This is a genomic window from Serratia sp. SSNIH1, from assembly GCF_002935055.1.
GTDB lineage: Bacteria > Pseudomonadota > Gammaproteobacteria > Enterobacterales > Enterobacteriaceae > Serratia > Serratia nevei.
In genome coordinates this window covers 1,551,998-1,574,448 of sequence record NZ_CP026383.1, presented here as the reverse complement: position 1 = coordinate 1,574,448, position 22,451 = coordinate 1,551,998, and the positions used below count along the sequence as shown (strand labels likewise).

Genomic DNA, 22,451 nt, shown 5'->3' with positions numbered 1-22,451 from the left:
ATGCGTAATCACAATGTCGCCTTATGCTATAAAACACCCCGCGCCGAAACGGCGCGCCGGCTACTCTTTAAACGTCAGCGTGGCGTAATAGCCGTTTTCATCGAGCAGTATTTTATTTTTCACTATCCGCACGATGACGGCATTGCTGCCGGCCAGACGGTCGCCAACGCCATAACCGGTTTGCTTGCCGCCATGCTCGACGATGACCAGGCTTTTTTTGGCGTTATCGCTGAACAGCAGACCCGCTATCTTGCCAAGCGCAGCGGCTTCCGGTGCGTTAGCCAGCAGCTCGGCATCGATCGCCCATTCGCCGACTTTATACCCGTGCGCCTTTTCGCCGTCTTTCGCCGCTTGATAGCGGCCAAACCAGTGCGCGTCATTAATTTTTCCGATGTCCTCTTCCTGAGGAAAGACAATATGACGCCCCGGCCCGGGCGCGTTTTCACGGCTCGGCTCAACGGGCGCGCCATCCCCGGCCATCATTCGCCATCCCAGCTGGAGCATGAACGCCAGATTCGTCAGAAAAAAAAGAAGCATAAAAAAGTCTATCAACCGTTTGCTCACGGCACCCCCGGTTATTCAACGGCGCCAACGCTAAGCGGAAATACCGACCACCATCGCGACGGAAAACAGCAGCGTGATGACCAGAGCCACTTTATAATTCACGGCGTCCAGCCACGTTCGCCGGCGTTTATTAACCGATGACGACGGGCATTCCCCCTGCAAATTAGCGGCCGCACGCTCGCAGGCTTGAAAGCTCAACATCACGCCAAATCGGGGAATGGTCTTGATCACCTCGCCGGGAATACCGTGGCGGGAGAGCAAAGAGCGGCATTGGAATATCATCTGATAATAGTTATTGTCGCTGATGGTCTCATGGTTGCAAAACCAGACAGCGCGAATAATGTCGTTCTTCTTATAAATACCGCTCAACAGGCACAGCATGAAGCGCCGCTGTAATTCGGTCATTTCAATGAGCACATTCTCTTTTTTAAACAACAGCGTTTTTTCATTGTTGTTTAATATCACCAACTCATTTTCCAACAGAGTCTCGTTCAGGGCAATGTTATGTATGTCCATCTCTCGCCTATCAGTTTAATGAAGTTCAAAGGCTCTCTGTGCCATCACCTTTGCACGCATGCGGCGAGATGCATTCTCAATGAAGGTTAATGGTTCGCCGTTTCAAGAGCGGCCTCAATTAATCATGCGAAAAACATTCATGCAACTTATTTCTTTAAAATAAACAATATAAAATTAATATGGCCGAATCACATCACCTTAGATTCATTAAATCATTTAAAAACATGATGATAGCGGGTTTTATAAAATAGCTAAATCACCATTAAATTTGATTAATGATGAAGAAAATAGGCATTCACGCATAATAACCCATGTTATTAGTTGCGTGCTAAAAAGGCAGGGCTCGAGGATGTAAAGGGTAACAGAAATACACCTTAAGCTCACATACAAAACGAGATAAAAATCAGGATTCGATATTACATAAAAACATCGGCGAGTAGGCATTGCTAAACATCAACGTATTCTTGTCCACGCTGCGAATATGATAAAACGTCGATTCATTGCTGAAAAAGTAAGTATACACCTCTTCCGGCAAGGTATCGCGCGGTGAATAATTCACCTCACCATAGTGGAAACGATAGAAACTGCCTTGCGAGACATAGCTGAAATTAACCCGTCGGTTGACGAAATACTTCTCTTCACCGTCGTTGGCCAGGCCCGACAAGATCATCACGCCCTTATCGCCCGACAAAAAGATGTAGTTTATTTTTAGCGACAGCTGGATGTCATCGTGTGCCGCCTGCGCGTCCAGCGAATTGAAATAATTGAACGTGGCGTTCGCTTCGCAGGAAAAATCACCGAACTCATGATGGCTGCGAACCAGGGAATACACCACGCTGCCAGTCAACACGCACAGGCCGACCAGCGTGGCTGACAAAATATTTAACTTTTTTTCCATGCCCGGATGTACTCGCTCTCACAATTATGCAAAACGGCCGCACTGTCCTTCGTGCATTTGGCGATAAACTGGCGTCCGCTGTCTTCATTGGCATTATGAGAACGGTTAACCTTGGTAATGACAATCTCACCGGGGCGGCAACGCTGGCCATAAAGATCGTTCCTGGCCAAAAGCCGGAAATAATCGTCCTGCCTATGCCCGAAGAAATTGCCGACATAGTAGATCGGGCAACCGTTAATGCTGCCAAGATACGACAGCACCTGCTTTCTTTCGCCGTCGCGGTGGTGCTTGTAATAGATGAAGCACAGCACCAAGAAGGACAAAGGCACGACGATCGATAAGCTGCGCAGCAAAATAAAAAGATAGTGGCTGTTTTTTGGCGGCTCCGTGACGGGAGAAACGGGCGCCTCGGCGGTTTCAGGCGGCTCAGGGAAATCAACCGACTGCCTATTGATCGGAATAATTCTATTTAGTCTATACCCCTTTTTGGATAGGGTGACAATCAACCGCTCGTTGAAACCAACAGACGCCAATGCACGCCGGGTCAAGCAGATATATTGGTTTAGCGTCGCTGAAGAAGCGCTCAATCCATGATCGGTCCACACCTGCCGCAAGAGCGTTTCACGGCTCACCGCCTCATGGCTGTGTTCGAGCAAGCATTTGAATACCCTTGCATTTACGCTGGATAAGAAAACTTCCCGCCCTTTCGTTATGCTCTTTAATGAACCGTTTTCAGTGTTAAATGTAATATCTTTATCAATGATATAAATCATATTGCTGCCTAATTTCACACCCGTGGACCATTCAGGCTTCTCTCTGTCCTATAACGATCAACTTCAACGCCATTTATCACTACCGGCGCTCGAAATAATAACGGAAAAACGCCGAATTAACCCAAATCAGCTTATATTTCAACCTCAAGATAATTGCCATTTCATTCGATGATGCCGAGAAAATGAAAATACGGTGCGCCAACATTATTAACACATAATATATTATTTAGGTAAAAATCTCATCGGATCACTTGTCTCCGCATGATGAGACGCATCACGACTGCGCTTCTTTCAACGCACATGCCCCCTTCATTCGCCCACCCAGAAACATTATCAATAATAATCATTAGACACATCACCAAAAACTTAACGCCGACCCCAACAAAAAACAAAAAAATGATAAATAACAACAGATAATATATAAAAAATCTTTCATCAAGCCATAAAATCCAAATTTCAATGCGGGTTGATCTGGATCATTCCCCATCAAACAAATAAATAATTATAAACAAACTTCACTATATTCAACTGCCGATAGCGTCTAAAAAACTCAACCTCACCCTAAAGGAAACACGATGACGATTGGCAGCAGCTATAACTACCCCGCACAGCGCGCCGCACAACTGGCGGCCGCGCAAAAACTGCATACCTCCGGCGCCTGGGGCAGCCGTTATCCAAACCCGCCCGATTTGTCGTTCGATTACCGCCGGCTGGTAGAGCAAACCGGCGGCATCGCTCAGGCGACGGCGCCGGACCATAAGATCTGCATCATCGGCGCAGGTATCACCGGCCTGACGGCGGCGCGCGAACTGTATCGCTGCGGCTTCAATAACGTGACCGTCATGGAGGCGGGCGACCGCATCGCCGGCCGCCATTACACCATTACTGACGTCGCAAACCAGGGATTGGCGACCCGCTACGCCCCCTTCGAGATGGCGGCGATGCGCATGCCTTACTTTAATCTGACTGGAGAAGCGCCTGACGATGGCCGTTCGCTACTGGCCTACTACGCCAGTGAATTTGGGCTTTCGATTCAAGATTTCCCCAACCCCGGCACGCGATGGGTCGCTTCAACAGGCATTTATCTGCAAGAAGGCCTGGTGCACGGTGGCGTTGAACCGATCATGCAGGTATGGGTCAACCCTGATGGCGCGACGCCGCCGCCGACCGCTCAACTGCAGGCGGTGTTCGACAAGTGGAAGACGTTTGAAAAACTGATGGTCGACAAAGTCAGTGAAACTTATGGCTCCGACGATTGGGAGGCCATGTGGCAAGCCATTGTCGAGACCTATTCCCGCACGGCCTTCCGAGACTTTGTCAAAGCGCCGGCCATCGAGCATTGGGATCCGGAGAACCCGGGAAACTTCGGTGGGCTGGCGATGAGCGATGAAGAGTCCAACATTTTTTATTCCATCGGCTTTGGCGATGGCAGCTGGGGTGCCTTCTACGATGTTTGCACCCTCTACCCCTTGCGCACGGCGATATTCGGTTTCGGTAGCCAGCTGCAGCTCATCCACGGGCGTTATGATCCGGACGGCGCCTTTAATCCCGGCCCCTTTGCCGAAGAGCAGACGCTGCCGGACGCCTATGGCCGCCGTTTTGAAGGCCCCCGCTACCGTGGGGTGCGCACGTTTGACGACTGCATGCTGTTCCTGCCGCCGCAGGGCAAAGCGCAGTCGTTCTATGAGCACGCCATGCAGCGCCAGGCCGGGTTTGCCACGCAGCAGCGCGTGAAGCGCATCGAAAAACGGGATAACGGCGTGCGCGTGCATTATGCCGTCGGCGGCGCAACGCTGTACGAGGATTTCGACTCGGTGGTGGTTACGGTGCCCTCCTGGATCCTGGAGGTCGATGTGGAACTGCAAGGTTTCTCGCCACAGCAGCTGCCGCAAACCATCACCCGTGCTTACAAAACCGCCCATTGGGAAACCAGCTGTAAGGTTTATGCGCCGTTGGATCCGACATTTTTCACCGATCCCGGCAATAAAATCCCTCAAATTCTGGTGACCGACACCTTCGTTCACGACGTTTACGCCTATCAATACAGCGTCGGCGGTTATGAAACGCCCTGTATTCTTCTCAGTTATACCTGGGAAGACGACGCCACCAAACTGGCGTCTTTCAGCGACGCCGCTCTGGTCGAAAAATGCGTGGCGGAGCTGGACCGCATCCTGTTGCGTTCGCAAAACATCGGCCAACCCATTTCACCCTACATTCAAACCGAGCACGCGCGCGTCGTGCGTTGGATCACCGAGCCGAACTCGCTCGGCTGCGCCAAGCTTTACCGTGCGGGAACCTATGCCGATGCCATGAGCCTGCTGGCCTACAACCGCGACACCGCAGCGCACTCCGGGCTCTATTTGGCCGGCGAGTCTTTCTCCGTCGATGCCGGCTGGACGGAGCCTTCGCTGCGCGGCGCCATTGATACCATCATCAACCTTTGCAACAACACCGGCGCGCACTTCAACGGCGGATTCAGCATGAACGATTACCCTCGCTACCAGGTGTAATCGCATTACGTCGCGCAAGGCGATCGGCCGGATCGCCTTGCGCTGTCAACTCACCGCGCGGCGGCCAGGAGCTGCCGTGCCGTGTCTATCAGCAACCGATCCCGCCCTTTCGCCGCGATCAGCTGACATCCCACAGGGAGTCCATCCAGCCGCCCGCACGGGATAGTGATCGCCGGCAGCCCCAGCAGATTCCATATGCTGGTAAGGCTGAGCAATGCGTCGCGAACGCCGCAGGCGCGCCCGTCGAGAAACAGCGTCCGCGCATACAGCGCCGGCGCGCAAACGGGCACCGTCGGCATCAGCAGCACATCGCAGCGTTCGAACAGGCGCGCGAAACGGCGCGACAACACCTCACGACGCGCCAGCGCACGCACATATTCCCATCCTCTGACCTCGCGCGAAGCGACGAGCCGCTGCAACACTTCGGGCTGAAAGAGCTCCGGCCGCTCAGCCACGCGCTCGGCGTGCACCTCATAGGCCTCACTCTTTTGTATCTGCCCGAGAATCAGCTGCATCTCACTTGCCCACGGCGCGATCTCGGCAGCCACCGGCAGCCTCCGCCCACAGACTGCACGCAGCCAGGCCTCCGTCATCGTGACGACCCGCGGATCCTGCGGGCCAAAAGCCGCCGACGGCACCCAATGCAGCCGCAGCCCGGCGACGTCGGCCACTGTCGACGGCGCAGCGTCGGGCACTAATGCCGCGTAAACGGCGGCGACGTCGGCGGGAGAGCCGGCGATGATCCCCACGTGATCCAGGCTGCGCGAGAGCGGGAAAACCCCCTCGGTTGAGACGGCGCCATAGCTGGGTTTAAACCCCACCGCGCCGGTCAACGCGGCGGGGATCCGCACCGAACCGCCGGTATCCGTGCCCAACGCGACGGGCACGATGCCGGCGGCCACCGCAGCGGCGCTGCCGCAGCTCGACCCACCCGTCATTTTCGACCTGTCCCAGGGATTGCGGGTCGCCCCCTGCAAAGCGCAATCGCCGGTCGGGCCATAGGCAAACTCGTGCGTCATCGTCTTGCCGAGTATGATGGCGCCGACCTTTTTTAAGGCCGCAACGCAGCCGGCGTCATGCTCAGGCACAAAGTCCCGAAAATGCGCGGACCCCATGGTCGTCGGCATACCGGCCGTCATGATGTTGTCCTTAATGCCGACGGGCACCCCGTGCAATATGCCCAAATCCTTCCCCGCCGCCAGCAGGCTATCAGCCTCGGCTGCGCTGCGCCGAGCCTGTTCCGCGGCAACATGAGCGAAGGCATTCAGCACAGGATCGATCGCGGCGATGCCGGCCAACGCGTGTTCTGTCAGCTCAACCGCGCTCGTTCGCCGGCTACGCAGCGCCTGCGCCAGTTGTTCCAGGTTTTTTCCCGCAAAATAACCGTCCGTTAATGCAACATTCGCAGTCGTTAGCGACATAGTGAATTCCTACAGATAAAACGATGTGCGCGGCCGTTAATGCCCGCCGCTCCCCGGCAACAGCCCCAACGCCGGCACGATCAGCAGTGTACTGAACGCCATTGACAGCACATTGCCCACATAAGGATGAAAATCCTTGGGCAGACGGCGAGAAAGCGCCGCGGCCAAAGGCGGCCCCAACAGCGCGCCTAGCAAAGCGCCGCCGACGATCGCCGTCGCCGTGCCGCCATAGGCCAACACGGCGGCCGGCGCCACCGACACCACCGGGATGTAGGTGGGATACCAGCCTTTGGCGATCCACTGGCGCCGCCAGACCACGACGCCAATCGCGGCGGCCAGCGCCTGGGCCGTCAAAATTTCCGCCAAAAGTCCGGAACCGTAAGCGGGCGACAAGGCGTTCAGCGCGGTGGCCAACAGCACCCCCGCAATGAGGCCGGCGCTCGCCCACTCATTGCCAAAGAAGGGCGATTCGGTAAAGTCCGCCAGCATCCTGCGCACGATCCAGCCCGGCCCAAAAACCTGTTCAGGAGGAGCTGCGGCGACGATCGGCGGTGCGTTGTCGTGGGCCGTCAGCCACGGCAGGCGGCGATACAGCATAAACGCCGTCACGCTTCCCAACGCCATGCCGCCCACGTTACCGATCACCCCCGGCAGCGCCAACGGCGCGAAGACAAAGTTGACCAACAACAGCGAAGACGGCGTCACCAACAACGCCCCCAGTACCGCGCCGACAACGGCGATTTTCCATCCCCGGCCATACATCAGCACCGTCGCGGCCGGCAGTGAAACAAAGGCGACAAAGGTCGGTTGCCACTCTTGCCCGGCGCGGATCGTCCACCCCCACAGCAGGTTGCTGAGCACCAACCCCAGCGTCGAACTGAGCAGCAGCCAGGGCCATAGTCCCGTCGCGTAAGAAATGGCGAACCCCTGCCAGCGCTTGCCCCTGCGGCTCGCCCGCCAGGCCAGCGCACCGCCGGCCAACATGCCGAGAGAGGCCAGCTCATGTTTATAAAACGTCGCCTCGCTCATATCCCCCAGCACCCACCTCAGCCAGGCTAGCGGCGCCGGCCACTGCGCCAGCATCGACGCGTAATCGGGCCAATGCGCCGTGCGCCCCACCGCCGCCGCCAACTGCGCGGCGAGCGCCAATGCGGCCACCAGCGCGGCGGCAGCCGCGATATTCAGCGCCGCCGTCCCACATTTTATTCCCCGGGTTGAAACCGACCTGTTCTCCATAAGGGCCGCCTCACCGAGGGAATGCCGGATGAACGCGATAGCCCAGCATCGCGTCGTAAACATCGGTGCGGCGATCGCGATGCAAATCGTTCAGACTGTTCCAGATTGGCGCGCTGCGGGCCGCGCACAGATCGATATCCGCATATAAAATGGTTTCGTCTTCCGCCGACGCGATCGCGCCGATAGGCCAACCGTTGGTGCCGGCAATCAGCGAACACCCCAGGAAACGTTCGCCGCGATCGCTCCCCACCCGATTCGCCGCAGCGATAAAGACGTTGTTGACGTGCGCGGCGGTCATCGTCAGGTAAGACGCCATGCAGCGGCCGGCTTCATCAAACAGCGGCGGAGGCGTCCACACCCAGTTATTCACGCTGCAAATGATATCTGCGCCTTGCTGCGCCAACAGGCGGGGCACTTCCGGGAACCAGATGTCCCAGCACACCAGCATGCCGATGCGCCCGATCGGCGTATCGAACACCGGGAAGCCCAGATTGCCCGGCGTAAACCACAGCTTTTCCAGATTCCACAGATGCGCCTTGCGGTAGTGGCCGATGAACCCGTCGGGGCCAACCAGCACGGCGGTATCGTACAGCTGCGCGCCATCGCGCTCCGCCACGCCGGCGACCAGATAAACATCGTGCTTTCTGGCGAAGTCCATCCAAACCTGAACGCTGGGGCCGTTTGGCACCTCTTCGGCATGGTCGAACGCCTCTTGCCGGTGGGTAAACAGGTATCCGGTATTGGCCAGTTCGGGCAGTACAATCAAATTCGCCCCCGCCGCAGCAGCCTGCTGCGCCAGCCCCAACCCGTATCGCAAGTTGCGTTCGCGGTTCTCCGTGCCCACCTGCGGATCGAACTGAACGACGGCGACCCGCACCGGACTGACACTCGATTTGTTATTTTCGTCCATTCTCTTTTCCCCGGTTGTTCTTGTCATCATCATCAACCCAAACGTTTGGGTTGACCAATACGCCTTTACCCAAACGTTTGGGTTTGCTAGGTTTATGATCGTAAGCCAACCAAGTCAATACGAGTTGTTGTTGTTTTGTTAAATAACGTGAGCCGCATCATGGTTAATAAATGAACATGGGCCGCGTTGTGATCGAATTCGTGGCATGATGACGATGCCCGGCGGCATATCGCCCTGCGCTGTTTCCGCCAATTCGCCCAGCCAAGAAGGAAAGCATGGAGAACACCGATAAACCCATTACGCTGAAGGCGCTCGCCGCTCGCCTGGGCATGCATGTTTCCACCATTTCCCGTGTGTTGAACGGCTCGCAAGATGACGCTTCTTTGGCAGCCTCGCCGGAAACCGTACAGCGCATCAGACAGCTCGCCACAGAATTGAACTATCGCCCCAACCCGCACGCCACCAGCCTGAAGACGCAGCGCAGCCAGGTGATTGGCGTTCTGGTGCCTCGCCTTTCCGATTTGGTGCTGGCCACCATTTACGAGGGCATTGACGAGGCGGCGGCCAAAAGCCGCATATCCACCTTTGTCTCCAATACCCACGATCGGCCGGATACGCAGCAAGAGCGCGGAGAAATGGCGCTGGCCAGGCGGGTGGACGGCCTGATTATCGGCGACGCTCACCTCACGTCGGACAATCGCTTTCTGGCGGACATCGCCGCGCGAGGCGTGCCTTTCGTGCTGGTCAGCCGCCGCGCCGGCGAGCATTGCGCCGTCACGTGCGATGACTATCGCGGCGGGGAGCTGGCGGCGCGACACCTGATAGAGCAAGGGCACCGCCACATCGCCGTCGTCTCCGGCGAACCCTTCGCCAGTACCGGTCTGGACAGAACGGCCGGCTTTATCAGCTACTGCCGCCAGGCCGGCATTGACATGCCGGACGCCAACATCATCCCCAGCCATTTCGATACCGCGTCCGGTCACCAGGTCGGCATTCCGCTGCTCTCCGGGCCGCGGCCACCAACCGCTGTTTTCGCCGTCAACGACTTTCTGGCGATCGGTTTGATGGGTGCGGCGCGCGACTGCGGATTGACGCCAGGCCGCGATATCGCCATCGTCGGTTTCAACGATACGCCGCTGGCCGCCCAGTTGCCGATCGCACTGAGCAGCGTGCACTCGCCGATGCGGGATATGGGCTACCGCGCGATGGAATTGCTGTTGAAAAAAATGAAAGGGGAAACGCCGGCGTCGCTGAAGCTCGAGCCACAGCTGGTTATCAGGGAAAGTTCGCGCGGCACGCCAGCCCGGTAATCAGGGCGTACGATGACGGAAAATGGCGGGCCGAAATGGGTGGAGGCCCTGCCAGCTACATCCCGGCACACACGTCACCTGCTGCGGCTGCTTCCTTCCGGACCTGACCGAGTTCACAAGTTAGTGTTGCGGGAGAACCAACAGGGCCCCCATTGACGGCTTCTGTACTCCGAAGCGGTGGGCATTATCGGCGATGCCCTATCAAATAGCAAGCCAACCGGGACCAACCGCTGTTTTCTTACCCACCTGCGCTGTGGCACACTCTCCGCCTGGGTTTTGACTCGCGCAGGAACAGCAACATGCAACCAGAAGACGCCTCTTTCAGCCAGCGGGTATTCCACATCGTGGCCGCCATTCCTTACGGCAAAGTCACCACCTACGGCGAAGTTGCCCGGCTGGCCGGTTCACCGCGCGCCGCGCGTCAGGTCGGCGGCGTGCTGCGGCGTTTGCCGGAAGGCAGCACGCTGCCCTGGCACCGGGTGATCAACCGCCACGGGCAGATATCGCAGCAGGGAGAGGATTTTCAACGGCAGCGGCAGGCATTGCTGGCGGAGGGGATTATTTTCGGCCCGCACAGCACGGTCGATTTCGATCGCTACGGCTGGCGCTGGTAAAACAAAACAGCCTTTGGCCGAAGCGCAAAGGCTGTTGATTTCATCTTGCTGTACCGCAGTAAGATTACTGCATGACGGTTGGCGCAGCCTGAATCGGCACACCCTGAACCGGAACCAGCAGCAGATCGGCACGGGTGCCGTTGCGGTTGACCACTTCCTGGATGGTGTCGGTAATAAACATCAGTCGCCCTTTGACCGTCACCGCCGCGCTCAGAATGATACGCGCATTCGGTTGGATGTCGGACGGGTTATACGGCAGCGTAAAGCTGAACGGCGCCTGTTGCCCTTCAGTGCGTACCGCGCGCTGTGCAATCACTTTAGACGGCGCATCCGCCAGCGAGGCGTCAGAGAGGGTGACCGTCAGTACGGCGTCCGGCGGCAGCGCAATGCGCTGACGTATATTAACCGAACCTGTCACCGCCGGGCCCTGAATCTGCGTTTGCGCAGCTGCCGGGTTACCGGCCGCCTGTGTAGGCACATAAGCACTCTTTTGCGCGCATCCTGCCAGCGTGATCGTCAGTGCCGCGGCACCGCCTACGATTTGCCAGAGTTTCATGGATCGGTCTCCTTTTTTATTATCAACATGTTGGTGGCTTTCACCGCCGTACCTATTAAACTTAGCACAAAACACTGACAAATCCACTTTGCTCCACCTATTAATCACTTAGCCTGTCCAAAGCGCCCACTATTAAGAGCATTCTCATCGGCCCCATAACGCAAGATGTTGACGCCGCGCCGTGATATTCCGCACACTGCGCAAAATGATTATTAGAAAGGTAACAACTTTATGAGCCAGGCATTGCAAAACCTCCTCGATCTGCTGGATCTGGAGAAAATCGAAGAAGGGCTGTTCCGCGGCCAGAGTGAAGACTTGGGGCTGCGTCAGGTGTTCGGCGGGCAGGTGGTCGGCCAGGCGCTGTACGCCGCCAAGCAGACGGTGCCGGACGAACGCAGCGTGCATTCGTTCCACAGCTACTTCCTGCGCCCGGGCGACAGCAGCAAGCCTATCGTTTACGACGTGGAAACCCTGCGCGACGGCAACAGTTTCAGCGCACGCCGCGTCAGCGCCATCCAGCACGGCAAACCTATCTTCTATATGACCGCCTCCTTCCAGAGCCCGGAGGCAGGTTTTGAGCACCAGAACCTGATGCCGGACGTGCCGCCGCCGGAAGGGCTGCTGTCCGAATCAGAGATCGCCCAAAAGCTGGCGCATATGCTGCCGGAAAAAGTGCGCGAAAAATTTATCGGCCAGAAGCCGATCGAAATGCGCCCGGTGAAATTCCACAACCCGCTGAAAGGCAGCGTGGAAGAACCGCATCGCTACGTCTGGTTCCGCGCCAACGGCAATATGCCGGACGATCAACGCATCCACCAATACCTACTGGGCTACGCGTCGGACTTTAACTTCCTGCCGACCGCGCTGCAGCCGCACGGCGTCGGCTTCCTCGAGCCGGGCATGCAGGTAGCCACCATTGACCACTCCATGTGGTTCCATCGCCCGTTCCGCATGGATGACTGGCTGCTGTACGCGGTGGAGAGCACCTCCGCTTCCGGCGCACGGGGCTTTGTACGCGGTCAGATCTACACCCGCGACGGCGTCCTGGTCGCCACCACCGTGCAGGAAGGGGTGATTCGCCAGCGCGACGCCTGATCCGCAGCATAAAGAAAGGGGCGATGTTTCCATCGCCCCTTTCGGCTTCATCATTATTTTAGTCTTTAGCGCACTGCCCTGCTTCGAGTCTTATTGGTTGTAGGCGCTCTCGCCGTGGCTGTTGACGTCCAGCCCCTCGCGTTCCTGCTCTTCCGGTACTCTCAGGCCCACCATGGCGCCCGCGATCTTGAAGGCGATAAAGGCGGCGACGCTCGACCACACCAGGGTGATCAGCACGCTCACCAGCTGGATCCAGACCTGATGGCCCATCGTCACCCCTTCGGCGTAGCCGGTGCCGCCCAGCGAAGAGGCGGTGAACACGCCGGTCAGCAGGCAGCCGACGATGCCGCACACCCCGTGCACGCCGAACACGTCGCAGGTGTCGTCCACCTTCAGCCATTTCTTCAGCGTCACGACGCCCCACAGGCCGGCGACGCCGCCCACCAGGCCGATGATCAACGCCCCGCCCACGCCCACGGTGCCCGCCGCCGGCGTCACCGCAACCAACCCGGCGATCATGCCGGAGCAGGCGCCCAGCAGCGAAGGCTTGCCGCGCAGCACCCATTCGGCGAAGGTCCAGGAGAGAATGGCGCCCGCGGTGGCGACCACGGTGTTGAGGAATGCCAGGGCCGCAATGCCGTTGGCCGCGCTGGCGGAGCCGGCGTTAAAGCCGAACCAGCCGATATACAGGATGGACGCCCCGGTAAACACCATCGGCAGGTTGTGCGGTTTGAAGGCCTCTTTACCGAAGCCGGCACGCTTGCCGATCAGGTAGGCACCGACCAACCCGGCGCTGGCGGCGTTGATGTGCACCACGGTGCCGCCGGCGAAGTCCAATGCGCCGTCGGTGGCCAGGTAGCCGCCGCCCCACACCATGTGCGCGATCGGCAGATAGGACAGCGTAAACCACACTATCGCGAAGATCAGCACCGCCGAGAAGCGAATGCGTTCGGCGAAGCCGCCCACCACCAGCGCCACGGTAATGCAGGCAAAGGACGCCTGGAAGGCGACGTGGATCATCTGGCTGATGCTGCCGGTGACGCTGTCGATGCCGATGCCTTTCAGCATCGCCGTTTCGAACCCGCCGAACACCGCATTGCCCTCGCTGAACGCCAGGCTGTAGCCATACAGCACCCACAGCACGCAGACCAGCGCGAAGGTGACGGTGACCTGCGTCAGCATCGACAGCACGTTTTTGCCGCGCAGCAGGCCGCCATAAAACAGCGCGATGCCCGGCAGCGTCATGAACAGCACCAACGCGGTGCAGATCATCATAAAGGCGTTGTCGGCCTTATCAGCGACCGCCGGGGCGGCCAGGGCCAAAGAAGGAACCAGGGTTACCGAACTCAGGCCCAACATGGATAACAGTCTTTTCATTATCAATCCATCCCCATCACTTAACTGAGTTCGCGGTTACAGTGCCGATTCGTCGGTTTCGCCGGTGCGAATGCGGATCACGCGTTGCAACTCGGCAACGAAAATTTTGCCGTCGCCGATTTTGCCGGTGTAGGCGGCTTTGCTAATCACATCAACCACTTCATCCAACTGATCGTCAGCGATGGCGATGTCGATTTTGACCTTAGGCAGGAAGTTGACGTTATATTCGGCGCCGCGATACAGCTCGGCGTGCCCCTTCTGGCGGCCAAAGCCCTTCACTTCGGTTACGGTCAACCCCTGAATACCCACGGAGGACAGAGCCTCGCGCACGTCCTCCAGCTTGAACGGTTTGATTACCACGGTCACCAGCTTCATATTGCCCCTCCACGAATTAAGCCCAAACTCACCCCTGGTACGCGTCATATGTAGCAAGGCCTGTGCCAGATTTGATTTTGCATGACGATTCAGCGGATTAGCGGGAACGCGGGCACCATCAGGCCGCGGCGCCATACCGATACCCTGAATTGATTAAATATCGCGCACTGATTTGGTGCGCATCGCGTCGAAAAAGTGCAGAAAGGGGGCATGGTGCAGGCGGGTTGCCTGCTTGTGGTGCGTGGAGAAAAAAAGAAGGGCCGCGATCGCGGCCCATGCTCAGGCGGGTTGGCTCTCTTCGCGCACCGCTTCCGCCAGCTGCTCGCCCGCCAGCTGCAGCTGGTACATCTGGTAGTAGCGCCCCTGCTGCGCCAGCAGCTGCTGATGGTTGCCCTGCTCTACCGCCTGGCCGCGATGCAGCACCAGGATGGAGTCGGCATCGACAATGGTCGACAGCCGGTGGGCGATCACCACCAGCGTGGTGTGCTCGCGGATCGCACGTAGCGCGCGCTGGATCGCCTGTTCGGTGCCCGAATCGATATTGGCGGTCGCCTCGTCGAGGATCAGGATCTGCGGCGCCTGCACCAAGACCCGCGCCATCGCCAGCAGCTGTTTCTGCCCGACGGACAGGTTATTGCCCTGCTCCCCCAGCCGAGTGTGAATACCCTGCGGGAAGCCGCGCACCAGACTCGCCAGCTGCACCGTTTCCAGCGCCTGCCACACGGCGTCTTCCTCGATGTTGCGCCCCAACGTAACGTTGGCCAGCACCGAATCGGCGATCACCACCGGATCCTGCTGCACCATCGCCACGCCCTGGCGCAGCGTGCGGTGCGACAGGCTGGATATCGGGCGGCCATCGAGACGCACTTCCCCCTCGCTGACCGGGTAATAGCCCATCAGCAGGTTGGCCAAGGTGCTCTTGCCGCTGCCGGTATGCCCGACCAGCGCCACAAAACCGCGCGAAGGCACCGCCAGCGAAATGTGCTGCAGCACCTTTTTGTCCGCGCGGTAAGCGAAGCTCAGATCGGTGATGTCGATGCGGCCACCGGCCAGCGGACGATCGTCGGCACCGTAACTCTGCTGGCTGCGATCCATCAGCTCGAAAATGCGTTCACCGGCCACCACCGCCTGCTGCAGGATCGACTGCTGCGACGTGAGCTCGATCAGCGGTTCGTTCAGGCGCCCCAGGTAGTTGATGAAGGCGTAGAGCACGCCGACGCCAATCACCCCCTCGCCGCTGAAGCCGAACAGCATCAGCAGCCCGCACAGCACCAGCGCCGAAAACAGGCTGAGCAGCGGCCGCAGCAGGAAACCGTCGAGCCGCAGGGTCTGCATGCGCGCCAGATAGTGCGACTGGCTGGCGGCGCTCATGCGTTCGCCGAAGCGCACCTGCTGGCGGAACTGCTGAATCACGCCCATGCCGTTGATCACTTCGTTGAAACCGTCGTTGATGTCCGCCAGATAGCTGCGCACCCGGCGCACGATCGGCGTGCTGTAGTATTGATAGATGCCCATCACCACAAACACCGCCGGGAAGATGCAGACCGCCACCAGCGCCATGCGCCAGTCGAGGCTGAACATCGCCACCAGCATGGCGCCGATCAGCGCGGCGCTTTTCAGCACCGTGGAGACCACCATCACGTACAGATCCTTGATCACCTCAGTGTCGTTGGTGACGCGCGAGATCAATTGCCCGACCGGCTGCGTGTCGAAGGCGCTGAGCGGCTGGCGCAGCGCGGCGTCCATCACGTCGGTGCGCAGCCGCTGGACCACCCCCACCGCCGCCTGGTTGAACAGCAGCGCCTGGAAGTAGTGCAGCGCCGCCGCCAGCAGCTCCAGCAGAATATAAGCCGCCGCCAGCCCGCCGACGATCGTCAGCGGCAGTTGCCCTTTGGCAACGTAGTTATCGATAAAATAGCTCACCAGGATCGGCCCGGCGACTTCCGCCGCCGCCGCGATCCACAGCATCAGCACCGCCAGCCCCAGCGGTTTGCGGTACGGCGAGCCATAGGCCAGCAGCCGCTTCAGCGTCGGCCACAGCTTTTGCACTTTATTCATCGGCCAACGCCTCCTCGCCGTTTTCCGGCGCTTCGTCCAGCGCCGCTTCCAGCTGCTGATAACGGTACATATCGCGATACCAGCCCGGCTGCGCCGCCAGCGCCGCCGGATCGCCGCGCTGCGCAACGCCGCCGTGCTGCATCACCAGGATCTCGCTGGCCTCGGTCAAGGCCGACAGCCGGTGCGCGCTGATGATCACCGTGCGATCTTGCCCCCAGCTGCGCAGGTTGTGCAGGATCTGGTGTTCGGTACGGCCGTCCACCGCCGACAGCGCGTCGTCGAGGATCAGGATCTCCGCATCCAGCAGCAGCGCACGCGCAATGGAGATACGCTGTTTCTGCCCGCCCGACAGCATCACGCCGCGTTCGCCCACTTCGGTGTCATAGCCCTGCGGCAGCCGCAGAATGTCCTCATGGACGCTGGCCAACCGCGCCGCCTGTTCAATCTGCGCCTGCGTCGCCCCCGGATGGCCCAGCGCGATGTTGTTCGCCACGGTATCGGAGAACAGGAACGGCGTCTGGCTCACCACCGACAGCCGCGAACGCCAGTCGTCGAGTTTGACCTGCGGCAACGGCAGGCCGTGATAGCGGATCTGCCCTTGGTCGACGTCGAACTGGCGCTGGATCAGCGACAACAGCGTCGACTTGCCGGCGCCGGTCGGCCCGCACAGCCCCAGCATCTGCCCCGGCTTCAGCGTCAGCGCCACGTCATGCAGAGCCGGATGCGGGTTTTCCGGGTAGTGGAACGCGCGGATATCCACGTCCAGCACGCCGCGGCCGGCCGGCAACGCCTGCGGGCCGTCCTGCACCGCCGGCGCCTCGTCGAGCAGGCTGCGGATGCGGCTGTAGGCCGCGCTGCCGCGTTCGACGATGTTGAACATCCAGGCCAGCGCCAGCATCGGCCAGATCATCAGGCCGAGATACATCACAAAGCTGGTCAGCTGCCCGAGCGTCAGCGATCCGTTCACCACCATCCAGCTGCCGCCGCCGATGGCCAGCAGGTTAGAGGCGCCGATGGCGATATAAATGGTCGGATCGAAGCGCGCATCCACCCGCGCCACGTGCATGTTCTTGGCGCCGGTCTGCGCCGCCACCTCGGCGAAGCGGTTGGATTGGTGATCTTCCAGCCCAAAGGCCTTGATCATGCGGATGCTGGTCATGCTTTCCTGCGCCTGATCGTTCAGGCTGGAAAACGCCGCCTGTGCCGATTTAAAGCGCTGGTGCAGCTGGTCACCGTAATATTTGATGGCGATCGCCATCAGCGGCATCGGGATCAACGCCAACACCGTCAGCTGCCAGCTGATTTGGGTGCTCATCACCACCAGCACCACCAACCCCATCACCAGCGAATCCACCAGCGTCAGCACGCCTTCGCCGGCGGCGAACACCACGCGGTCCACGTCGTTGGTGGCGCGCGCCATCAGATCGCCGGTGCGGTGGCGCAGGTAGAACGCCGGGTTTTGCCGGCTGAGCTGGCGGTAAAAGTTTTCGCGCAGCTCGACCGCCAGCTGGTAGGAGGCGCCGAACAGCAACACCCGCCACACATAGCGCAGCAGGTAAACGACGATCGCGGTGCCGATCATCAGCCCGAGCCAGGCCATCAGCACGCCGGTAGACATTTGTTTTTCGGTGACGCCGTCCACGATGATGCCGACCAGCTTAGGCGGCAGCAGTTGCAGGATGGCGATGACGATCAGCAGCACCACCGCCCCGAGGTAGCGGCGCCACTCCCGGCGGAAGTACCAGCCGATTTGAGCAAATAATCTCACGCAGTTTGATTCCAGGGTTTTATGGGATTTGTCTCTTTTTCTGCTTCAGCAGAGCAGGATACCACCGTTGAGCCGCCCGTCCGGTGAACTTTTCACTCCGGCACCGGCAGCGCGGTGGTGTATTTGATTTTTTCCATGGCAAAGCTCGAGGTGACATCGATGAGGCCCGGTACGCCGTTCACCAGGCGCTTATAAAAGCCGTCGTAGCTTTTCATGTCCGCCACTTCGACCTGCATCAGATAGTCGTACTCCCCCGCCATGCGGTAGAACGCCAGCACCTCGGGCATCTGGCTGGTCAGTTGCACAAACGCCTGATACCACTCGCTGCTGTGCTGCTGGGTCTTGATCAGCACGAACGCCGTCAGCCCCAGGCCGAGCTTTTCGTTATCCAGCAGCGCCACCCGGCCGCGGATATAGCCCTCGTCCTCCAGGCGCTTCAGCCGTTTCCAGCACGGCGTCGAGGTCAAATTGACCGCATCGGCCAGCGCCTGCAGCGACTGGGTGCAATCTTGCTGCAGCATGCACAGCAGCTTACGGTCTGTTTTATCTAACATAGCGGCCACCAGGAGAAAAATTTTCTCTCATTAGGCGATTAAACAGGGAAAATGGCAATCCTTTTTTCCTGCCGACAGGCTATGCTACGCCATAAACCAGCCCCCTATTTTGAGGCCAAATCATGACAAACTCTTGGGTAAAATATGCTATCGGTGAAATAGAAGCGGATTTTCAGCGCTCCGCCGATACGCACCTGATTCGCCTGAACCTGCCGGCGTTTCCCGGCATCTGCCTGTATCTGAAGGATGAGAGCACCCACCCGACCGGCAGCCTGAAACACCGCCTGGCGCGCTCGCTGTTCCTTTATGGGCTGTGCAACGGCTGGATCACCGAGAACACCACCATCATCGAGGCCTCTTCCGGCAGCACCGCGGTGTCCGAAGCCTACTTCGCTCGTCTGATCGGCCTGCCGTTCATCGCGGTGATGCCATCCTGCACCGCGCGCCGCAAGGTGGAGCAGATCGCCTTTTACGGCGGCCGCTGTCACTTCGTCGATCACGCCGCCCAGATCTACGCCGCCTCCGAACAGCTGGCGAAAGAGCTGAACGGCCACTATATGGATCAGTTCACCTACGCCGAACGCGCCACCGACTGGCGCGGCAACAACAACATCGCCGACAGCATTTTCCGCCAGATGGCGCGCGAACCCTTCCCGGTGCCGAAACACATCGTGATGAGCGCCGGCACCGGCGGCACCTCCGCCACGCTGGGGCGCTACATCCGCTATCAGGGGCACGACACCCAATTGACGGTGGTCGATCCGGAAAATTCGGTGTTCTATGACTGCTTCCACCACGGCGATCGCACCCTGATCGGCAGCTGCGGCAGCCGTATCGAAGGCATCGGCCGCCCGCGCGCCGAGCCGTCGTTCATCCCGTCGGTGGTCAACAACATGCTGCGGGTGCCGGATGCCGCCAGCGTCGCTACCATTCACTGGCTGGAAGGCGTGTTAGGCCGCAAGGTTGGCGCTTCCACCGGCACCAACGTCTGGGGTGCGCTGCAGCTGGCGAAACAGATGCGGGAAAACGGCGAGCAAGGGGCGATCGTCACCCTGCTGTGCGACAGCGGCGAGCGTTATCTGGATACCTATTACAACCCGGAATGGGTCAGCAACAACATCGGCGATCTGCAGCCGTATCTGGCGCAGCTGGCGGATTTGTAACGCCAGGCTCCGGATAAAAAAAAGCCGGGTAGTCATACCCGGCCGGCTGTAAGGAGAACCTCATTCTTCGGGGGAATAGGTGAGGCAAGGTGAACGCAGCCAATGTTGTAAATAGTGGGCCACCGCCTGTTGCTGGCAATGGCCGATAACCGGTAGCTGCGGCAGCAGGGATTTCAGCTGCGGCAGGGCGTTCCCCATCACCACGCCGTGTCCCACCGCGCCCAGCATCTCTTTGTCGTTCATCGCATCGCCGAACGCCATGCAGTCGGCCATCGTCAATCCCAGGTGACGGCTCAGCCGGTCCAGCGCCGCGCCCTTGTTGCAACCAAGCGGCAGTACCTCCAGGCAATCGTAAGCGGAGAAACACAGATCGGCCTCGCCGCCCAGCTGTGCCCGCAGCTGCACCTGCAACGCCAGCAGCTCCTCATGCGGCGCGACAAAGCACACCTTGCTGTTGCCGAACGCCGGCAGGCGGCGCACGTCGGCCAGCTGAAAACGAAAGCCGCTCAGGTGGTGCGCTTGCAGCATCTCTTCCGGCACGGGAAACTCGGTCAGCCAACCTTCATCGCGGAACACGTGCATGCTGGCGCGGGTGCGCCAATGATGATGCAGCACCTCTTCGGCGACCGCCGCCGGCAAATCGGTGGCGTGCAGCTGTTGGCCGCGGTTGTCATACACTCGCGTGCCGTTGCCGGTGATCAGGTAACCCTGCAGCCCCAGCTGCGCCATGATCGGCTGCGCGTCGAGGTAGTGCCGCCCGGTGGCGAACGTCACCACCATTTCCCGCTCCACCAGCTGGTTCAGCACCGCCAGCGTTTCCGGGCCAACCCGGTGATCCGGCATCAACAGCGTGCCGTCCATATCGAAAGCTGCCAGGCGATACATAAAGACCTCTTGAATGTGAACGCGATTACAATCAGTGCAGTATGGGATGGTATTTGCGGAAGTAATAGTGAACAATTTGAGAAAACTGTTCCGGATTTCTGCCCATGCGCCTGGTTCACCGTCTCAGCCAATATCAACGCCTGTACCAGCAGCTCGGCAACGCGCCGGTCGCCGTGACCATCGGCGAGCTGGCGGCGATGTTCTACTGCAGCGAACGGCACGCCCGCACGCTGGTGCAACAGCTGCAGGATCAGGATTGGCTGAGCTGGCATTCGCAGCCCGGCCGCGGCAAACGCGCCCGCCTGCATTGCCTGAAAACCCCGGATGAACTGCGCGCGCAGCTGCTGCAACAGCTGCTGCAACAGGGCAACCATCAGGGGGCGCTGGAGATGGCGCAGCTCGATCCGCTGCACCTGCAGGATCTGCTCAGCCCGCACCTCGGCGGGCAATGGCAGGCCGGCAGCCCGACGCTGCGCATTCCCTATTACCGCACGCTGGAAGCGCTCGACCCACTCACGCTGACCGGCCGCGCCGAGCAACATCTGGTATCGACCCTGCACGCCGGGCTGACGCGCCTGATGACCGGTAACCCGGAACCGCAGCCCGATCTGGCGCACCACTGGCAGATTGGCGAGCACGGCCTGCGCTGGCGCTTCTTTCTGCGCAGCCAGCTACGCTGGCACAACGGTGAACCACTGACCGGCCAACAGCTGCTGCAAACGCTGGAAAAGCTGCAGCGCCACCCGCGCAGCCAACCCAGCCTGGCCAACGTCGCGCACATCAGCCTGCCACATCCGCTGTGCATCCAGTTCGATCTGCGCCTGGCGGACTATTGGCTGGCTCACCGGCTGGCGGAGCTGCCTTGCCTGATGACCCACCCGGAGCTGCCGACCATCGGCGCCGGCCCGTTCAAGCTGGCGTTGAATGAGCCGCAGCTGGTGCGGCTGGAACAGCACGCCGGTTACCATCTGCAGCATCCGTATCTGGACACCATCGAGTACTGGATCACCCCCGACCTGCCCACCGCCGGCGCCGACACCAGTTGCCAGCATCCGGTGCGCATCACCATCGGTCAGCAAGACGATTTGGCGCAGGCCAGGCCGGTGCAGCGCAGCATGAGCCTGGGCTGGTGTTATCTGGCGCTGAACCTGCGCCACGGCGTACTGAGCGAAGCCCAGGGGCAAAAGCTGCTGATGCTGATCCAGCAGTCCGGCCTGCTGAGCCGGCTGCCTATTCCCAACAGCGTGATCACCCCCAGCCATGAAATGCTGCCCGGCTGGCGTATTCCCAGCCAACGGATTGAGGAAGATGTCCCTCTGCCCGCCCGGCTGACGCTGCTGTATCGGCCGCCGGTCGAGCTGGAAACGGTGACGGTCGCGCTGCGGCGGCTGCTGGCGCAGCACGGCTGCGAGCTGGAGGTGCGTTACTACGCCGGTAAGCGCTGGCAAAGCGAGGCGCAGATCGCCCAGGCCGACCTGCTGCTGGCGGACAACCTGATCGGTGAAGCGCCGGAGGCGACGCTGGAGAGCTGGCTGCGGCAGGATACGCTGTGGCGCGGCATCCTGACGGAAAGCCGCTGGCAGCAGCAGCAGGACACGCTGCGGCAGATCCAGCAGCTGCAGGCGCAGCAACCGCGCTTCGCACAGCTGCAGGCTTATTATCAACGGCTGATGGCCGCCGCCATCATCACGCCGCTGTTTCACTACCAGTATCAGATCAGCGCGCCGCCGCGTATGCATGGCGTCACGCTAACCGCCCACGGCTGGTTCGATTTTTGCCAGGCGTGGCTGCCGCCGCCGGTGGACGACGCACCGGCCTGAGCCGAACCGCCCTGCGCTTGGCGGCCCTTTCTGCTACTATTGTCGCCG

The 22,451-nt window shown here is 59.8% G+C and carries 20 protein-coding genes and 1 other RNA gene; 6 read left to right on the top strand and 15 right to left on the bottom strand.

The genetic code is table 11. The annotated features are described in order from the left end of the window. Positions 1-60: 60 nt before the first annotated feature. From C3F38_RS07530 to C3F38_RS07515, 4 genes are all read right to left on the bottom strand, one after another. Positions 61-564: a type II secretion system protein N gene (locus C3F38_RS07530; RefSeq protein ID WP_065772182.1), complete on the bottom strand. Its 504-nt coding sequence runs from the start codon at positions 562-564 to the stop codon at positions 61-63. A 30-nt stretch (positions 565-594) separates the two neighbouring features. Then, the gene (locus C3F38_RS07525; RefSeq protein ID WP_055316535.1) at positions 595-1,080 is read right to left on the bottom strand and encodes a CadC family transcriptional regulator; all 486 of its coding nucleotides are present in this window, start codon (positions 1,078-1,080) and stop codon (positions 595-597) included. A 403-nt stretch (positions 1,081-1,483) separates the two neighbouring features. After that, entirely contained in the window at positions 1,484-1,978 is a 495-nt protein-coding gene (locus C3F38_RS07520) for a FidL-like protein (RefSeq protein WP_047728690.1), read from the bottom strand. Further along, positions 1,963-2,751 (bottom strand): winged helix-turn-helix domain-containing protein, encoded by a 789-nt coding sequence (locus tag C3F38_RS07515; protein WP_055316539.1) that lies wholly within the window; start codon positions 2,749-2,751, stop codon positions 1,963-1,965. The genes C3F38_RS07520 and C3F38_RS07515 overlap by 16 nt, the downstream gene beginning before the upstream one ends. Positions 2,752-3,326: 575 nt before the next feature. Here C3F38_RS07515 and C3F38_RS07510 point away from each other — a divergent pair. Beyond that, positions 3,327-5,261, top strand: coding sequence for an NAD(P)/FAD-dependent oxidoreductase (locus C3F38_RS07510; protein WP_047728694.1), 1,935 nt, complete (start codon positions 3,327-3,329; stop codon positions 5,259-5,261). A gap of 50 nt (positions 5,262-5,311) precedes the next feature. Here the strand turns inward: C3F38_RS07510 and C3F38_RS07505 are convergent, their stop codons facing one another. From C3F38_RS07505 to C3F38_RS07495, 3 genes are read right to left on the bottom strand one after another with little or no spacing between them, the layout of a single operon-like run. Beyond that, positions 5,312-6,682 (bottom strand): amidase, encoded by a 1,371-nt coding sequence (locus C3F38_RS07505; RefSeq protein ID WP_055313545.1) that lies wholly within the window; start codon positions 6,680-6,682, stop codon positions 5,312-5,314. A 36-nt stretch (positions 6,683-6,718) separates the two neighbouring features. Beyond that, on the bottom strand, positions 6,719-7,918 hold the full coding sequence (locus C3F38_RS07500) for a hypothetical protein (RefSeq protein WP_197698869.1): 1,200 nt from the start codon (positions 7,916-7,918) through the stop codon (positions 6,719-6,721). Between the two features lie 10 nt (positions 7,919-7,928). After that, positions 7,929-8,828, bottom strand: coding sequence for a nitrilase family protein (locus tag C3F38_RS07495; RefSeq protein ID WP_047728697.1), 900 nt, complete (start codon positions 8,826-8,828; stop codon positions 7,929-7,931). Between the two features lie 275 nt (positions 8,829-9,103). On the opposite strand from C3F38_RS07495, the gene C3F38_RS07490 reads away from it, so the two are divergent. Beyond that, positions 9,104-10,138, top strand: a complete 1,035-nt coding sequence (locus C3F38_RS07490) for a LacI family DNA-binding transcriptional regulator (RefSeq protein WP_055315500.1) — start codon at positions 9,104-9,106, stop codon at positions 10,136-10,138. Positions 10,139-10,184: 46 nt separating this feature from the next. On the opposite strand, the gene ffs is transcribed toward C3F38_RS07490, so the two are convergent. Beyond that, an RNA gene (ffs, locus tag C3F38_RS07485) (signal recognition particle sRNA small type) lies at positions 10,185-10,281 on the bottom strand. Positions 10,282-10,437: 156 nt separating this feature from the next. On the opposite strand from ffs, the gene C3F38_RS07480 reads away from it, so the two are divergent. Further along, positions 10,438-10,752 (top strand): MGMT family protein, encoded by a 315-nt coding sequence (locus C3F38_RS07480; protein ID WP_033642088.1) that lies wholly within the window; start codon positions 10,438-10,440, stop codon positions 10,750-10,752. Between the two features lie 64 nt (positions 10,753-10,816). Here the strand turns inward: C3F38_RS07480 and C3F38_RS07475 are convergent, their stop codons facing one another. Then, positions 10,817-11,308, bottom strand: a complete 492-nt coding sequence (locus C3F38_RS07475; protein ID WP_055316542.1) for a YbaY family lipoprotein — start codon at positions 11,306-11,308, stop codon at positions 10,817-10,819. Between the two features lie 231 nt (positions 11,309-11,539). On the opposite strand from C3F38_RS07475, the gene tesB reads away from it, so the two are divergent. Beyond that, positions 11,540-12,403, top strand: coding sequence for an acyl-CoA thioesterase II (gene tesB, locus C3F38_RS07470; protein WP_055316546.1), 864 nt, complete (start codon positions 11,540-11,542; stop codon positions 12,401-12,403). Between the two features lie 90 nt (positions 12,404-12,493). Here tesB and amtB read toward each other — a convergent pair whose 3' ends face one another. The 5 genes from amtB to C3F38_RS07445 all read right to left on the bottom strand — a co-directional run bounded on the left by amtB (position 12,494) and on the right by C3F38_RS07445 (position 18,535). Next, the gene (amtB, locus tag C3F38_RS07465; protein ID WP_038876195.1) at positions 12,494-13,780 is read right to left on the bottom strand and encodes an ammonium transporter AmtB; all 1,287 of its coding nucleotides are present in this window, start codon (positions 13,778-13,780) and stop codon (positions 12,494-12,496) included. A gap of 36 nt (positions 13,781-13,816) precedes the next feature. Beyond that, on the bottom strand, positions 13,817-14,155 hold the full coding sequence (glnK, locus tag C3F38_RS07460; protein WP_004940327.1) for a P-II family nitrogen regulator: 339 nt from the start codon (positions 14,153-14,155) through the stop codon (positions 13,817-13,819). A 279-nt stretch (positions 14,156-14,434) separates the two neighbouring features. Then, positions 14,435-16,213: a multidrug efflux ABC transporter permease/ATP-binding subunit SmdB gene (gene smdB, locus C3F38_RS07455; protein WP_055312256.1), complete on the bottom strand. Its 1,779-nt coding sequence runs from the start codon at positions 16,211-16,213 to the stop codon at positions 14,435-14,437. Further along, entirely contained in the window at positions 16,206-17,981 is a 1,776-nt protein-coding gene (smdA, locus tag C3F38_RS07450; RefSeq protein ID WP_038876191.1) for a multidrug efflux ABC transporter permease/ATP-binding subunit SmdA, read from the bottom strand. The genes smdB and smdA overlap by 8 nt, the downstream gene beginning before the upstream one ends. Positions 17,982-18,073: 92 nt before the next feature. Further along, positions 18,074-18,535, bottom strand: a complete 462-nt coding sequence (locus C3F38_RS07445) for an Lrp/AsnC family transcriptional regulator (protein ID WP_004940330.1) — start codon at positions 18,533-18,535, stop codon at positions 18,074-18,076. A 122-nt stretch (positions 18,536-18,657) separates the two neighbouring features. On the opposite strand from C3F38_RS07445, the gene C3F38_RS07440 reads away from it, so the two are divergent. Beyond that, complete coding sequence (locus tag C3F38_RS07440; protein ID WP_055316549.1) at positions 18,658-19,698, top strand: PLP-dependent cysteine synthase family protein; 1,041 nt, start codon at positions 18,658-18,660, stop codon at positions 19,696-19,698. A 60-nt stretch (positions 19,699-19,758) separates the two neighbouring features. Here the strand turns inward: C3F38_RS07440 and cof are convergent, their stop codons facing one another. Next, on the bottom strand, positions 19,759-20,583 hold the full coding sequence (gene cof, locus C3F38_RS07435; protein WP_055316551.1) for an HMP-PP phosphatase: 825 nt from the start codon (positions 20,581-20,583) through the stop codon (positions 19,759-19,761). Between the two features lie 104 nt (positions 20,584-20,687). On the opposite strand from cof, the gene C3F38_RS07430 reads away from it, so the two are divergent. Further along, positions 20,688-22,403, top strand: coding sequence for an SgrR family transcriptional regulator (locus C3F38_RS07430; protein ID WP_055313589.1), 1,716 nt, complete (start codon positions 20,688-20,690; stop codon positions 22,401-22,403). The last annotated feature ends 48 nt before the right edge of the window (positions 22,404-22,451 follow it).